This is a genomic window from Cryobacterium sp. TMS1-20-1, assembly GCF_004402355.1.
In the GTDB taxonomy this organism is placed as follows: domain Bacteria; phylum Actinomycetota; class Actinomycetes; order Actinomycetales; family Microbacteriaceae; genus Cryobacterium; species Cryobacterium levicorallinum.
Window position 1 is genome coordinate 142,445 of sequence record NZ_SOGF01000055.1, and the last position, 14,353, is coordinate 156,797.

The 14,353-nt window shown below is 63.9% G+C and carries 12 protein-coding genes; 5 read left to right on the forward strand and 7 right to left on the reverse strand.

What is annotated here, in order from left to right; all coding sequences use genetic code 11:
- Window positions 1–19 precede the first annotated feature (19 nt).
- On the reverse strand, window positions 20–649 hold the full coding sequence (locus tag E3O45_RS14200) for a heme-copper oxidase subunit III (protein ID WP_241978832.1): 630 nt from the start codon (window positions 647–649) through the stop codon (window positions 20–22).
- Between the two features lie 143 nt (window positions 650–792).
- On the opposite strand from E3O45_RS14200, the gene trpD reads away from it, so the two are divergent.
- Entirely contained in the window at window positions 793–1,845 is a 1,053-nt protein-coding gene (gene trpD / locus E3O45_RS14205; RefSeq protein WP_134443957.1) for an anthranilate phosphoribosyltransferase, read from the forward strand.
- Window positions 1,846–1,873: 28 nt separating this feature from the next.
- Here the strand turns inward: trpD and glpK are convergent, their stop codons facing one another.
- Window positions 1,874–3,388: a glycerol kinase GlpK gene (gene glpK, locus E3O45_RS14210; protein ID WP_134443958.1), complete on the reverse strand. Its 1,515-nt coding sequence runs from the start codon at window positions 3,386–3,388 to the stop codon at window positions 1,874–1,876.
- Between the two features lie 93 nt (window positions 3,389–3,481).
- Complete coding sequence (locus E3O45_RS14215; RefSeq protein ID WP_092448616.1) at window positions 3,482–4,228, reverse strand: MIP/aquaporin family protein; 747 nt, start codon at window positions 4,226–4,228, stop codon at window positions 3,482–3,484.
- Between the two features lie 238 nt (window positions 4,229–4,466).
- Here E3O45_RS14215 and dhaK point away from each other — a divergent pair, with 238 nt between their 5' ends.
- From dhaK to E3O45_RS17585, 4 genes are all read left to right on the forward strand, one after another.
- Window positions 4,467–5,468 (forward strand): dihydroxyacetone kinase subunit DhaK, encoded by a 1,002-nt coding sequence (dhaK, locus tag E3O45_RS14220; RefSeq protein WP_134443975.1) that lies wholly within the window; start codon window positions 4,467–4,469, stop codon window positions 5,466–5,468.
- 12 nt (window positions 5,469–5,480) lie between these two features.
- On the forward strand, window positions 5,481–6,146 hold the full coding sequence (gene dhaL / locus E3O45_RS14225) for a dihydroxyacetone kinase subunit DhaL (protein WP_134443959.1): 666 nt from the start codon (window positions 5,481–5,483) through the stop codon (window positions 6,144–6,146).
- 2 nt (window positions 6,147–6,148) lie between these two features.
- On the forward strand, window positions 6,149–6,874 hold the full coding sequence (gene dhaM / locus E3O45_RS14230; protein ID WP_241985368.1) for a dihydroxyacetone kinase phosphoryl donor subunit DhaM: 726 nt from the start codon (window positions 6,149–6,151) through the stop codon (window positions 6,872–6,874).
- Between the two features lie 65 nt (window positions 6,875–6,939).
- Window positions 6,940–7,161, forward strand: coding sequence for a hypothetical protein (locus E3O45_RS17585; RefSeq protein WP_134495584.1), 222 nt, complete (start codon window positions 6,940–6,942; stop codon window positions 7,159–7,161).
- Window positions 7,162–7,201: 40 nt separating this feature from the next.
- Here E3O45_RS17585 and E3O45_RS14235 read toward each other — a convergent pair whose 3' ends face one another.
- The 4 genes from E3O45_RS14235 to E3O45_RS14250 all read right to left on the reverse strand — a co-directional run bounded on the left by E3O45_RS14235 (window position 7,202) and on the right by E3O45_RS14250 (window position 14,128).
- Window positions 7,202–7,543: a hypothetical protein gene (locus tag E3O45_RS14235; protein WP_134443961.1), complete on the reverse strand. Its 342-nt coding sequence runs from the start codon at window positions 7,541–7,543 to the stop codon at window positions 7,202–7,204.
- 462 nt (window positions 7,544–8,005) lie between these two features.
- Complete coding sequence (locus E3O45_RS14240) at window positions 8,006–10,480, reverse strand: AMP-binding protein (protein ID WP_241985373.1); 2,475 nt, start codon at window positions 10,478–10,480, stop codon at window positions 8,006–8,008.
- A 497-nt stretch (window positions 10,481–10,977) separates the two neighbouring features.
- Complete coding sequence (locus E3O45_RS14245; protein ID WP_134443963.1) at window positions 10,978–13,362, reverse strand: excinuclease ABC subunit UvrA; 2,385 nt, start codon at window positions 13,360–13,362, stop codon at window positions 10,978–10,980.
- A 1-nt stretch (window position 13,363) separates the two neighbouring features.
- Window positions 13,364–14,128 carry an SDR family oxidoreductase gene (locus E3O45_RS14250; protein ID WP_134443964.1) on the reverse strand — a complete coding sequence of 255 codons (765 nt, stop codon included), beginning with the start codon at window positions 14,126–14,128 and terminating at the stop codon, window positions 13,364–13,366.
- Window positions 14,129–14,353: the final 225 nt, after the last annotated feature.

Sequence of the window (14,353 nt, forward strand, 5' to 3'; positions counted from 1 at the left end):
CGTTTCTCAGTAAGAATTTCTATTTAAGAACGTAGATGACCAGGAAGAGCCCGATCCAGACGACGTCGACGAAGTGCCAGTAGTACGAAACCACGATGGCGCTGGTGGCTTCCTTGTGTCCGAAGTTCTTGACCGCGAAACCGCGCCCAATAATCAGAAGGAAGGCGATCAGGCCCGCCGTCACGTGAATTCCGTGGAAGCCGGTCGTGATGTAGAAGGCTGACCCATAGGCGTTGGAGGAGAGTGAGATTCCCTCGGACACCAGCGTGGCGTATTCAAACACCTGGCCGGTGACGAAGATCGCGCCGAGGGCATAGGTGAGGAAGAACCACTCGACCATGCCCCACTCGCTCGGCTTCCAGCCGGTCGATCGGGCCTGCAGCCGCTCGGCGGCAAACACCCCGAACTGGCAGGTCACCGACGAAGACACCAACACGAGCGTGTTGATCAACGCAAAGGTGAAATTGTGCTTGTCCGCCTCGAAGAGCCAGAGCTCGGAAGAGGTCGAACGAAGTGTGAAGTAGATGGCGAAGAGCCCCGCGAAGAACATCACTTCGCTGCCCAACCACACAATGGTGCCCACAGCCACGCTGTTAGGCCGGTTCACAACGGGCGCACTCGCCGTCTGAGTAATTGAGGTGCTGGTCACCCCTCTATTATGGCTGATATTCCCCCAAGTTTTTCTCAATCTGCCATGCAAGTGTCCTTTTATGCCCGATGGAGTGGTTCTTTTCCCGGCTGGTTTCGTTGTGAATTCGGGCGAGTCGGGCCCGTTCTCCTAAGATCGAAAACATGCTCGAATCCCAGACTTGGCCAAAGATTTTAGATTCCCTCCTGTCCGGTCGGGACTTGAGCGTGGCAGACGCCGCATGGAGCATGGAACGGATCATGCTCGGCGAGGCCAGCCCCTCCCAACTCGGAGCCTTCCTGGTCGCTTTGCGAGCCAAGGGAGAGACCGTCGATGAGATCGTCGGTTTTCGGGATGCCGTGCTGGAGCATGCCATTGAACTCCCCGTCAATCCGATGGCGCTCGACATCGTCGGAACCGGCGGCGACCAGTTCGGCACGGTCAACATTTCGACCATGGCATCGATCGTCTGTGCGGCGGCCGGCGTGCCGGTCGTCAAACACGGAAACCGGGCAGCCAGCTCAGCTTCCGGGTCGTCAGACGTACTCGGTGAACTCGGCATTGACCTGTCGCGAGACGCCGCTCGGGTAGCGCAGGTCTTTGAGGAGACCGGAATTACCTTCGCCTTTGCGGCGGCCTTTCACCCGGGCTTTAGGCACGCAGCCCTGACCCGGAGCGAATTGGGCATCCCCACCGTGTTCAACTACCTCGGCCCCCTGTGCAATCCGGCCAGGCCGGAGGCATCCGCTGTCGGAGTGGCGACCCTGGATCGGGTCCCCCTCTTCGTCGGCGTGTTTCAGACCCGCGGTGCCACGGCCCTTGTCTTTCGCGGTGACGACGGGCTCGACGAGCTGACCACGACCGGGCACAGCCACATTTGGGAGGTCTCCCGCGGCCTCGTGACCGAACATGACATTGACCCGCGTGACCTCGGCATTAACCGGGCGCAGATCGGCGACCTGGTTGGTGGCTCCCCACGGCACAACGCCGATGTCGTGCATTCCGTGCTGGCCGGCAATCAGGGACCGATTCGGGACATCGTGCTGCTCAACGCCGCAGCCGGACTCGTCGCCTTCGATCTCGCCAACGATCCCGCTCAGGTGCAGGTTGCGATTTTGGATCGTTTTCGCAGCAAGCTGGTTGTGGCCGCCGAAGCGATTGACTCCGGTGCGGCCACGGCCAAATTGTCCGCCTGGGTGGCGGCGACCCGGATCTGACCCCGGCCGCCGTACACCCGGTCGCCCGCTACAACACGTCCTCGTCGACCCAACCGAACGTCTTGGTGACGGCCTTCTTCCAGTTGCGCAGCTGACGGTTGCGTTCCTCGTCGTTCATCTGGGGAGTCCAGCGACTGTCCTCCTGCCAGTTGGTGCGCAGCTCGTCGAGTCCGCTCCAGAACCCGACGGCGAGGCCGGCCGCGTACGCAGCGCCCAGGGCGGTCGTCTCGGCGACGACGGGGCGCACCACGGGAACACCGAGAATATCGGCCTGGAACTGCATGAGCGTGTTGTTGGCAATCATGCCGCCGTCGACCTTGATCTCGGTCAGAGGGACACCGGAGTCGGCATTGACCGCGTCGATGACTTCCCGGGTCTGGAACGCAGTCGCCTCGAGCGCTGCCCGGGCGATGTGACCTTTATTGACGAACCGGGTCAGGCCGACCAGCGCGCCGCGGGCATCGGCTCGCCAGTAAGGCGCGAACAGGCCGGAGAACGCCGGCACGAAGTACGCACCGCCGTTGTCCTCGACCGTTTTGGCGAGATCCTCGATCTCGGCGGCGGAACTGATCATGCCGAGGTTGTCCCGCATCCACTGCACCAGGGAGCCCGTGACCGCGATTGAGCCTTCCAGGGCATAGTGCGGTGCTGCATCGCCGAGCTTGTAGCCGAGCGTCGTGAGCAGCCCGTTCTTCGAGTGCACGATCTCGGTACCGGTATTGAAGATCAGAAAGTTGCCGGTGCCGTAGGTGTTCTTCGCCTCGCCCTGGTCGAAGGCCGCCTGACCAAAGGTTGCGGCTTGCTGGTCGCCGAGGATGCCGGCAACGGGAACTTCCCGCAGCAGGCTCGAGGTGTGGGCTGTTCCGTAAACCTCCGATGAGGAACGAATCGACGGGAGCATCGACCGGGGCACGTCGAAGATGGCGAGGATCTCGTCGTCCCACTGCAGCGTTTCGAGGTCCATGAACAGGGTGCGACTCGCGTTGGTGACGTCGGTCGCGTGCACTCCGCCGTCGACACCGCCGGTGAGATTCCACAGTACCCAGGAGTCGGTGGTGCCGAACAGGAGGTCGCCGGCATCCGCTTTCGCGCGCGCGCCCTCGACGTTTTCGAGGATCCAGACGATCTTGGTGCCGGAAAAATAGGTGGCCAGCGGCAGGCCGACCTTCTGCTTGAAGCGCTCGACACCGCCGTCCGCGGCGAGGCGGTCGACAATGGGCTGGGTGCGGGTGTCCTGCCAGACGATGGCGTTGTACACCGGAATACCGGTGGTCTTGTCCCAGACGACGGCTGTTTCGCGCTGGTTGGTTATGCCGATGGCCTTGATATCGTGGCGGGTCAGATTGGCCTTGGACAGCGCCTGGCCAATAACCTCGCGGGTGTTGTCCCAGATTTCCTTCGGGTCGTGCTCGACCCACCCGGCCTGCGGAAAAATCTGCTCGTGCTCCAGCTGCCCGGTCGAGACAATCGATCCGGCCTTGTCGAAGATGATGGCGCGGGAACTGGTGGTTCCCTGGTCGATCGCAAGAATGTAGTCAGTCATGGGTCAGTGTCCTCCTTGAAAATGGTGCGAGACGTGCGGGTGGCGGCACAAACGGGCCGATTCTCACGAAGGCAACCGACCCGTCTGGGCTGGTCAAGAGACGAGAAGGGGAAGAAGTGCCGTTGCGGTCCAGCCGGCGAGCAGGCCGCCGATGACCGGTCCAACTACCGGAACCCAGGAGTAGGACCAATCAGAGCTGCCCTTGCCCTTGATAGGCAGGATGAAGTGGGCGATGCGCGGTCCGAGGTCACGAGCCGGGTTGATGGCGTAGCCGGTGGGCCCGCCGAGTGAGGTGCCGATCACGATGACGAGAATGGCCACGGGAAGGGCTCCGAGCGCTGCGAGGCCGCCGGACTCACCCTGACGACCGCCGCCGAAGGCGATGACGACGAAGACCAGCACGAAAGTACCGATGATTTCGGTGACGAGGTTCCAACCGTACGAGCGGATGGCCGGCCCGGTGGAGAAGACACCAAGCTTGTTGGCCGGTTCGGGCTCGGCGTCGAAGTGCTGTTTGTAGGCCAGCCAGCACGCGACAGCGCCCAGGATGGCGCCGAGCATTTGGGCTCCGATGTAGGCGAGCACGGAGACGACGTTGACGGGAACACCCATGCCGAATTCCGTGGCGCCGTTGGCGACCAGTCCGAGGGTGACGGCGGGGTTCAGGTGCGCCCCTGAACGGTAGGCGACGGTGACGCCGGCGAAGACCGCGAAGCCCCAACCGATGGTGACCATGAGAAACCCCCCGCCGAGGCCCTTGTTTTTGGCCAAGGCGACGTTGGCGACGACGCCCGTTCCGAGCAGAACCAGCATTGCGGTGCCCACGACCTCCGAGATCATTACAGCTCCGATATTGTCCACGAGAACCTTTCTGGTCAGGCCGGGGATGCCGAAGCTGCCCCTCTACGGTGAGCGGATGGCATCAACATAGCGCGCGGTGTCATCGAGGGGAATAGGCTGTTCGAGTTGGCCTCGACCCTTTCCGTGCGTAATCGTTGCGTGTAGGTTGATCGTGGGAAAATGCGCTTGGGGCGAAGCGTCCGATCAATCCGTGGCACCACCGAGTGAATGGCTGGTCATGAAGAAGCTCATCAACGATCCGAAGAACGTCGTCAACGAGGCCGTCGCCGGGTTCGAGGCGGCGCACGCCGATATTGTGCGGGTCTCACCCGATCCGCTCTTCATTGTGAGAGCGGATGCCCCCGTGCGCGGCAAGGTGGGACTCGTCAGCGGCGGCGGCAGTGGACACGAACCTCTGCACGGCGGATTCGTCGGTGTCGGGATGCTCGATGCCGCCGTTCCCGGGCCGGTCTTCACTTCCCCGACGCCGGATCCCATCCTCGCCGCGACCCAGGCCGTGGATGGCGGAGTGGGGGTGCTGCACATCGTGAAGAACTACACCGGGGACGTGCTGAATTTCGAGACCGCAGCCGATCTCGCATCCGCTGAAGGAATTGAGGTTCGCACGGTCATCATCAATGATGACGTCGCGGTGAAGGACTCGCTCTATACCGCGGGACGCCGCGGTGTGGCCGGAACGGTGCTGGTCGAGAAGATCACCGGGGCCGCGGCTGAACGCGGCGATGACCTGGCTGCTGTCGTTGCCGTGGCCGAAAAGGTCAATTCTCGGGTACGCACGATGGGGGTGGCGTTGACGCCGTGCGTGGTGCCGCACGCCGGCGAGCCGAGCTTCGTGCTCGCTGACGACGAGATCGAGATCGGCATCGGAATCCACGGTGAGCCCGGCCGGGAACGCATCAAGCTCGAGCCGGCCGATGCCATCGTCGACCGCCTGCTCATGCCCATTTTGGAGGAACTGCCGTTGGCCAGCGGCGACCAGGTGCTGGTGTTGGTCAACGGCATGGGCGGCACGCCGCTGGTGGAGCTATACATCGTGTTCCGGCGCGCGGTCGAAGTACTGCGCGAGCGGGGCATCGCGGTGTCGCGTAGCCTCGTGGGCAACTACACGACGAGCCTCGAAATGGCGGGGGCGTCGATTTCCGTGCTGCAGCTGGATGCAGAGCTGACCGCCCTCTGGGATGCACCGGTGCAGACGGCCGCGCTACGGTGGGGACGATAGAAGGAGGCGCCGATGAGCCCGGACGCACGAACAAACTCGGACCTGGATACCGCCTGGACCGTGCGGTGGATTCGGCGCAGCGCAGAGGTGTTGGCCGCCGAGCGCGCCGCGTTGAACACGCTCGATCGTGACATCGGCGACGGCGATCACGGCGAAAACATGGATCGCGGTTTTCAGGCAGTCCTGCCCAAACTCGACGGTCTGGCTGACGATGCGAACCCGAGTACCGTACTCAAGTTACTCGCCACCACGCTCATCTCCACCGTCGGCGGAGCCGCCGGGCCACTGTACGGCACCGCGTTTCTGAAGGCCGCCGGCGTAACTGCTGCCGCTGGCACTCTCGACGGTATGGCACTCGTCGCCCTCCTGACGGCGGCCAGGGACGGCATCGTCCTGCGCGGCAAGGCCGGGGCGGGGGACAAAACCATGATCGACGCCTGGAGCCCGGCCGTCGATGCGGCCCAGGCCGCGCAGTCGGCGGGCGGGAGCGCACCGGCCGTGCTGACAGCGGCAGCGGATGCCGCAGCGCGGGGTGCCCAGGACACCGAACCGCTCGTGGCGCGGAAGGGCCGAGCGAGCTACCTGGGTGAGCGGGCGATCGGTCACCGGGATCCGGGCGCACAGTCGACGGCGCTCCTGCTACGCGCCGCGGTCGACGCGACCCGGGTGACGGAGTGAGCGTGCCGGCATCCGCTGACCGGGTTGGCCTGGTTTTCGTCTCGCACAGCGCGAAGATCGCGGCGGGGCTGGTTGAACTAGCCCGTCAGATGGCACCGACCGTGCGCCTCGTCGCTGCCGGTGGCACCGACGAGGGCACAATCGGAACGAGCTTCGATTTGATCACGACGGCACTGGCCGAGGCGGAGGGTGGCGCCGGTGTGGTCATTTTGTGCGACCTTGGCTCGGCCATTCTGACCGCGGAAACGGCCCGCGATTTTCTCGACCAGGCGAAGCAGGATCAGGTACGGATTGTGGATGCTCCGCTGGTCGAAGGTGGGGTTGCGGCGGCGGTCGCCGCGGAAATCGGGGGAGACCTCGACGCCGTCGAGGCAGCCGCGCGCACGGCACTTCAGCCGGCCCACGCGGGCGAGCCTAGTGCCGATGCCGATGCCGATGCCGATGGCGGGACCGCAGATCCAGCCGAGGCTGGGGAAATCTCCCGCACCGTGATCCTGGTGAACAGGGACGGTCTGCACGCTCGTCCGGCGGCGGAATTCGTGAGCCTCGCGAGCACCTTCGCGGTGCCCCTCACGGTGAACGGCACGGACGCGACGAGCCTGCTCAGCATTATGTCGCTCGGACTGGCCCGGGGGAGTAGCGTGCACCTGGCCTCGACCGACCCCGCGGCCGGGCCCGCAATCAGCGCCCTCGCGGCCCTGCTGGAATCCGGATTCGGCGAGGCCTAGCTCGGCCTGCACGTTCCTCTTATCAGTTGCGTACCTTTTTGTCCAATCGGGCGTATCGTAATGGCATGATTCAGGACAGGAAAACCCCACGCGGTCCGGAACAGTGGGGTGCAACCGATTTCCGGTCGTGCCCGATCTGCGGTCATGCGATGCGTGAACACACCATCGACCACTCGTCGCGAAACACGGTGGTCAATTGTCCGGTGCCCCACCCCGGGGCCTGGGACCGTGACGCGTTCGAACCGGTCAATGAATTCGGCATGGTCATGCACCACGCGCACGCCTGATCCGCAATTCTGATTGCGCGGCCAGCTCGCTGTCACTGGCTCAGCGCCAGCGAACGGATGCGGAAACTTCCGTTCCATCCGCCGTCAACGGTGAGGCAGATGGTGCGACCCATCCGGTCACCACCGGGACCACTCCGGCCCAGACCGCGTGGTTTTCGCCATCGTCGACGGCCTCGCTCGGTGCACCACTGCGCATCTTCATGCTCACCCCGGTGAGGGGTATGCGCAGCACAATGGTCGCTGCCAGTTCGCGGCGCGTCATCGGGCGCACCTCTTCGCTTCGGCCGGGCATGAGCCGTTCGGAGAGAACGAGCAGCTCAACGGCGAGGGATATTTGGTCAGCAGCCAGGGAGCGCCGACGCGCGTGGCCGTTCTGCTGCACGGGGGAAACCCTCCCGGCGCCAGCGCGACCGATGGTGGAAGCGGGTCAGCAGCATCCGCTTGATGTGCTGGATTTGACACCGGGATACCCGTCGACCGGAAGCTTGTCGGGGCACGCCTGGACGGCCGCGTGGCGCCTGGCCGCCGCGAGACCCATTCCATAGACCGAACCACCCCTACAGGGCACCCTGGCGCTGCACACGGAAATCGCCGACCACCTGGGGCATGCCAGGGGAGTGCGGTTTGAGGCCGAGGACATCGCCGTCACGGCTGGCACGAGTGAAGCACTCGCTCTTGTGGTCCTGGCGCTGCGGGAACACCTGGAGTCCGGTGCAGGAAAGGATTCCGCTCGAGCACCGCCTCTGGCTCGCGGCAACTCATGTCTTGGGAGCGAAATTTCCCGTTCCCCTCCGCTGCCCATCGATTCGTGCTCGGTTGGCTCGATCCGTTTTTGTCAAGCGGTTCAACTTCGGATTGCAAAGTGGTTTCGGCTCCACAAGCCTGTGGTGGCAACGTGATTGAATGCTCGGCCGACCAGGCGATACAGGTACCACGCCGCGACGCCGATGGCTAGTGACGAGATCGTTCCGAACCAGGGGGCACTGGCCTCCCAAGTCGGGTAGACGACCCAGTGGGTGAGGTAGATGAATAGGGATGCGCTGGCCAGTAGTCGAACGGCCGGAACGAGGGTGCGCGGCATCCGCAGTCGTTCCACCCAGATCAGCAACAGTATTCCGGCCACCACAACTGCTTCGCGTGCTGGATCCCCGAAAAATCCGATCGTGGCGACGATCGCCGCTGACGATGCCGCCACACGCTTCCAGTTATTGTCGGCCCGGGCGATGACCCAGCCGAGCACGAGAGACCAGAGCACGGTGAACGGGGTGTATCGTTCAATTCCTTCTGCCTCGATGCCGACGAGTGCGAATCGGGTCGTGACGGCTGCCGCTAACAGGGTGATCGGGAACGTCCACGGGTGCCGTCGTTCGAGGCGGTCGATCGGGCGAATTAGGAACATTGCGGCAAAGCCGAGCATGGTCCAGACGGCGGCCTCGAGAAACCAGAATTGCCATTGCTCGTTCCACTTGCCGTCGCCGGGGACGAGGTGGTTGACCAGCAGCGCTGTGGTCCAGGTGTACTTGCCGGTGAGCACGGCGACGGCCCCTATCCACAGCGTGGCCGGAATCGCGATCTGGGCTGCGCTTCTGAGCAGGCGGCGAACGCGCGTGGCCCCCGCAACGTCGGCGAGCTGAAATCTGGCCAGGTTGTATCCGGCGACGGCGAGCAGCAGGTGTGCGCCGCCCTGCACAGTGATCAGGTCGGCATGGGTGCCGACGATCAGCACGATTGCGAGTGCGCGGAGAACGGCGGGAGTCTCGACCCGGGGAAAGCGGACCTTCCGCGCTCCGACTGTCGCCGCTCCACGCTTCGCCGTTTCGCCCACGGCCGTGCTGTCAGCCTGTGGGGGAGGGCCGTCGGCCGAGGACACGAGGTTCCGGGCCGATTGTGCTGGCCAATCCCGCGGCAACGCGCCGAGGAGATCCTCCAGCCGCAGGGCCACCTCGACGTAGCTCAACGAATCCCCGCCGAGCCCGGCGAAAGTGTCGTCGATGGTCGCGTCTGGGCGCCCAAGGAGAATGATGAACAGGTTACGGATCATGTCGGAGGTTGCGACTTGCCCGGGGTTCGCTGCTGTCGACGCCTTCTGGGCGTCGATCATCTGGGCATAACGGACGAGCGAGGCAAGGTCGGGCTTGCCACTGGCTGTGCGAGGAAACTCGCTAACCGTGTAGACGTGTATAGCGTGCGTGGGGATTCCGAGTAGCACAGCGGTGCGGGTTCGTGCCCTGTCGACGTACCGGGCCGCACGGATGAATACGAGCAAGCGTTCTCCGGTGCTTGCCGTACGGGCTTCGATTCCTTCCTCGGCGAGGAGGCGTTGGACGGAATCGAGGTCGACCCGGAGCCCATACACCTTCACGAATCGGTTTAGCCGTCCGACGACCTCGAACATGCCGTCCTCGCGGTGCCGGGCGAGATCGCCGGTGCGAAGCTCGTGGACCGTGCGCCCCAATGCGAAGTCGGCCGGTGTCTCGGCGTAGCCGAGCATGACGTTGGGGCCCTCGTAGACGAGTTCGCCGACGTCCGCTCCCGCCTCGGCATCGATGCGCAGGTGACCTCCAGGAATGGGGCGGCCGATGCTGCCGGCGGCATGGTCGGCGAGCTCCGCAGGGACGTACGCCATCCGCGCAGTGGCCTCTGTCTGCCCGTACATCACGAAAAATTCGAACCCGCGACGCTCACCGAGGCGTGCAAAACGGCGCACCGTTTCTGGGGCGAGGCGGCCGCCGGCCTGGGTGAGGTAGCGGATGCTCGCTGGCAACCGATCCGTGAAATTGCCCGCCTCAAGAAGCTCGAAGGTGTAGGGCACGCCGGCGAAAGAAGTGATCCGATGCATCCCGGCCTCGTCCCAGAACGCCGCGTCGGCCACCGATCGCTCGGTGAGGACGACGCTCGCTCCCGACACGAGGTGGCTGTTCAGGACCGAGAGGCCGTAGCAGTAATGCATCGGCAGCGTGGTTACTGCCCGGTCTGCAGGCGTGAGACGCAGGTACGCCGCAATGGCTTGTGCGTTGCTCAGCAGGTTTTGCCGGGACAACCGAACGAGCTTCGGCGACCCGGTGGACCCGGAGGTGCTCACCAGCATGGCTAGGTCGTCGGAGAAGCTGTGCGTGGATCCAGGCCGCATCTCCCGCAGGGCCGGGCCGTCCCCGTCGCGGACGGCAATGACGTCAGGGTCGAACCGTTCAGCCAGTGACGCGCGATGAGTCCGTGATGCTTCATCGTCACCCGGTGCGACCAGAAGCACCGGGTGGCCACCTTCCAGAGCTGCAAGGTAGGTAACGATCGGCTCGACGGCATTTGCTGCCTCCAGCATCACGAGTCGGCGGACACTACCAAGCTCGAGACGGCGTATGGCGACCATCCTGGCTAGCTGGACGTAGCTAAGGTCTCCACTACCGGTGACGAATGCGACGTCGTCGTCTGAGCCATTAAGGAGGGTCAGTCGTGGTGCGGGCATGGTGAGGAGCACGAGAATACTTTCGAACGGTGCGCAGGGGTGGGTTAGGTAAGGATATCCTACATAGTAGGAAACCGCACGGACTGCGGAAGTTCAACTCGCCACTGAACCCGTGTCCACAAACGGGGGGCAGAATAAAATAGTTGATCTCCAGCTGATGCGAACTTGGATCGTGCTGAGGACTCGTCTCCGTAATTGCGGACGGTATGCGGCGATGGTGGTTGCTTGGGACAATGACTCCTATCAAGCAGTACTTGACATAATATGCATTATCAGTCACATGCCCGAGAGTGGTCGAGAGGGTTGTCCGGCCCGCCGAACTGCGGGCCGAACATCACTGCGGTAACGCCGGATCAGGCGCCGACGTAGGCTGCCAGGTGCTCGCCGGTCAACGTCGAACGCCCGGCCACGAGATCGGCGGGCGTTCCCTCAAAGACGATTCGGCCGCCGTCGCGCCCGGCGCCGGGGCCCAGGTCGATGATCCAGTCGGCATGCGCCATGACCGCCTGGTGGTGCTCAATCACGATGACGGACTTACCGGAGTCAACCAGCCGATCCAGCAGTCCGAGCAGATTCTCAACGTCGGCAAGGTGCAGGCCAGCGGTTGGCTCGTCCAGAACGTAGACATCGCCCTTGTCGGCCATTTGCGTGGCGAGCTTGAGCCGCTGCCGCTCACCGCCGGAGAGTGTCGGCAGCGGCTGGCCGAGGCTGAGGTAGCCGAGGCCAACGTCGGCGATCCGGCAGAGAATTGCGTGCGCCGCCGGAATGCGTGACTCCCCCGCACCGAAAAACTGCTCGGCCTCGGTCACCGACATCGCCAGCACCTCACTGATGTCGCGCCCATTGAGGTGGTAGTCCAGGACGGATGCCTGAAACCGCCTGCCCTCGCAGACCTCACAGGGAATGGCGACACCCGCCATGATTCCCAGGTCGGTGTAGATGACGCCGGCGCCGTTGCAGTTGGGGCAGGCGCCTTCGGAATTGGAGCTGAACAACGACGGCTTCACGCCATTGGCCTTCGCGAATGCCTTGCGGATCGGCTCGAGCATGCCGGTGTACGTCGCCGGGTTGCTGCGCCGCGACCCCTTGATCGCGCCCTGGTCGACGGTCACCACACCGTCCCGACCCGAGACCGATCCGGTGATCAGCGAACTCTTACCGGACCCGGCCACACCGGTGAGCACGGTCAACACACCGAGCGGAATGTCGACATCGACGTTCTGCAGGTTATGGGCGCTGGCGCCGCGAACCGGCAGGACACCCGACGGTGCACGCACGGTCGACTTGACGGCGGCCCGGTCGTCCAGATGCCGACCGGTCAATGTGCCGCTGCTGCGAAGCCCGGCGAGAGAGCCCTCGAAGACCACCTCGCCGCCGTCCGAACCAGCACCCGGCCCGAGGTCGATGACGTGGTCGGCGATCGCGATCATCTCCGGCTTGTGCTCCACCACCAACACCGTGTTGCCCTTGTCGCGCAGCTGGACGAGAAGGGTGTTCATGCGCTGGATGTCGTGCGGGTGCAGTCCGATGGTCGGTTCGTCGAAGACATAGGTCACGTCGGTGAGTGAAGATCCGAGATGACGGATCATCTTGGTACGCTGCGACTCGCCGCCGGAGAGCGTGCCAGACGCCCGGTCCAGGGACAGGTAACCCAGCCCGATCTGCACGAAGGAGTTCAGCAGGAGCTCCAACGCGGTAAGCAGCGGCGCGACGGACGAGTCGTTCAGGCCACGAACCCACTCGGCGAGGTCGCTGATCTGCATCGCACAGGCATCCGCGATACTGATTTCGTTGATCGTCGACGATCGCGCGCCCTCGTTCAGTCGGGTGCCGTTGCAGTCGGAGCAAACGGTGAAGGTCACCGCACGCTCCACGAACGCTCGAATGTGCGGCTGCAGCGAGTCAACATCCTTGGTGAGCATCGACTTTTGGATCTTGGGAATCAGGCCTTCGTAGGTGAGGTTGATGCCCTCGATCTTGATCTTGGTCGGCTCCTTGTGGAGGAGGTCGGCGAGTTCCTTCGTGGTGAAGTCCTTGATCGCTTTGTTGGGGTCGAAGAAGCCGCAGCCATTGAAGATACGTCCAAACCAGCCGTCCATGCTGTAGCCAGGGATGGTCAGTGCGCCCTCGTTCAGGGATTTGGTGTCGTCGTAGAGCGCGCGGAGGTCCATATCGGTGACCGATCCCCGACCCTCGCAGCGGGAACACATGCCCCCGGTGATACTGAAGCTGCGGCGTTCCTTGACGGTCTGTCCCCCGCGTTCGATCGAAACGGCGCCCGCTCCAGTGATCGAGGCGACGTTGAACGAATACGCCTGGGGTGAGCCGAGGTACGGGTCGCCCAGTCGGCTGAACAGGATGCGCAGCAGGGCGTTGGCGTCGGTGGCGGTGCCGACGGTGGAGCGTGCGTTGGCCCCCATCCGCTCCTGGTCGACGATAATGGCCGTCGTCAGCCCGTCGAGCACATCGACGTCGGGCCTGGCCAGGGTCGGCATGAAGCCCTGCACGAAGGTGCTGTACGTTTCGTTGATCATGCGTTGCGACTCGGCAGCAATGGTGCCGAACACTAGTGAGCTCTTGCCCGAGCCGGACACGCCCGTGAACACGGTCAGCCGGCGCTTGGGAATCTCCACGCTGACGTTCTTGAGATTGTTTTCCCGAGCGCCCTGCACACGGATCAGGTCGTGGCTGTCTGCAACCTGCATCTCCGATTCCGGGTTCGCCGTGTTCGTGGTCATGCTATTCGCCCGTAAACCCGATCGTGTCGCCCACGTAGCGGGTGTTGCCGACCGGAACCGGCTCAACCGCAGCGGCTACGACCTCGGCCGCGAACTCGCTGACGTTGTACAAGCGACCGGCCGCTTCCTTACGGGCGCTGAGAGCACCGGGGTTGGACCGCTCGAGCAGTGTCGCCGTGATGGTGCCCTCGATCATGTCGCCGGAGACCACGACAAAGCCGATTCCGGATTCCTCAAGCTGCGGGATCACCGCGCGCAGGGCATCCTCACCGGCACGCTTGCTGCGAGCCACCCGCTCATACTCCGGCATGGTCGGCGTGGTCTTGATGAAGTGCGCCTGGTGGCTGGTGACGTACACGACGCGGGAGTCATCACCGAGCAGCGGGACCGCTTCGTTGAGCAGGTTCACCTGGGCATCGTGGTTCAACGTCATGGCGTAGTCGGCGGCCATGCCACTCTCCATGCCGCCCGAGGCGTTCATCACCAGAATATCGAGGCCGCCGAATTCGGTGCGAATGGTCTCGAACATCGCGGCGACCGAGGCCGGGTCGGTCAGGTCGGCACCGACCGTGATGGCCGTACCGCCGGCAGCGCGAATGGCGTCGGCGAGTTTGTTCGCGCGGGCCTCCTTATTGCGGTAATTAATGACGACCCTGGCGCCGGCTTCGGCGAAGTACCCGACAGTATCGGCACCGATACCGCGGGACGAGCCGGTGACGAGTACACGCTTGCCCTCGAGTGATCCTGCTGCAAGTGGATTGGTCACGTGGGCTCCTTTTAGTTTCATGCACGCCGGTAGTCATGCACGTTAGTCATTCACGTCGAATTTAGATGAGGCGGGCATCGACTGCCACACACTCGCCTGTCGACCATATCAACAAGCTGGCCCTGCCCCCGTTGACTGGACACCTCACAAGAGAGAATGTTCACATGGGAAACACACGTCGGGAGTTCACTCCTGAGTACAAAGACGAAGCCGTGAAGCTGGTGA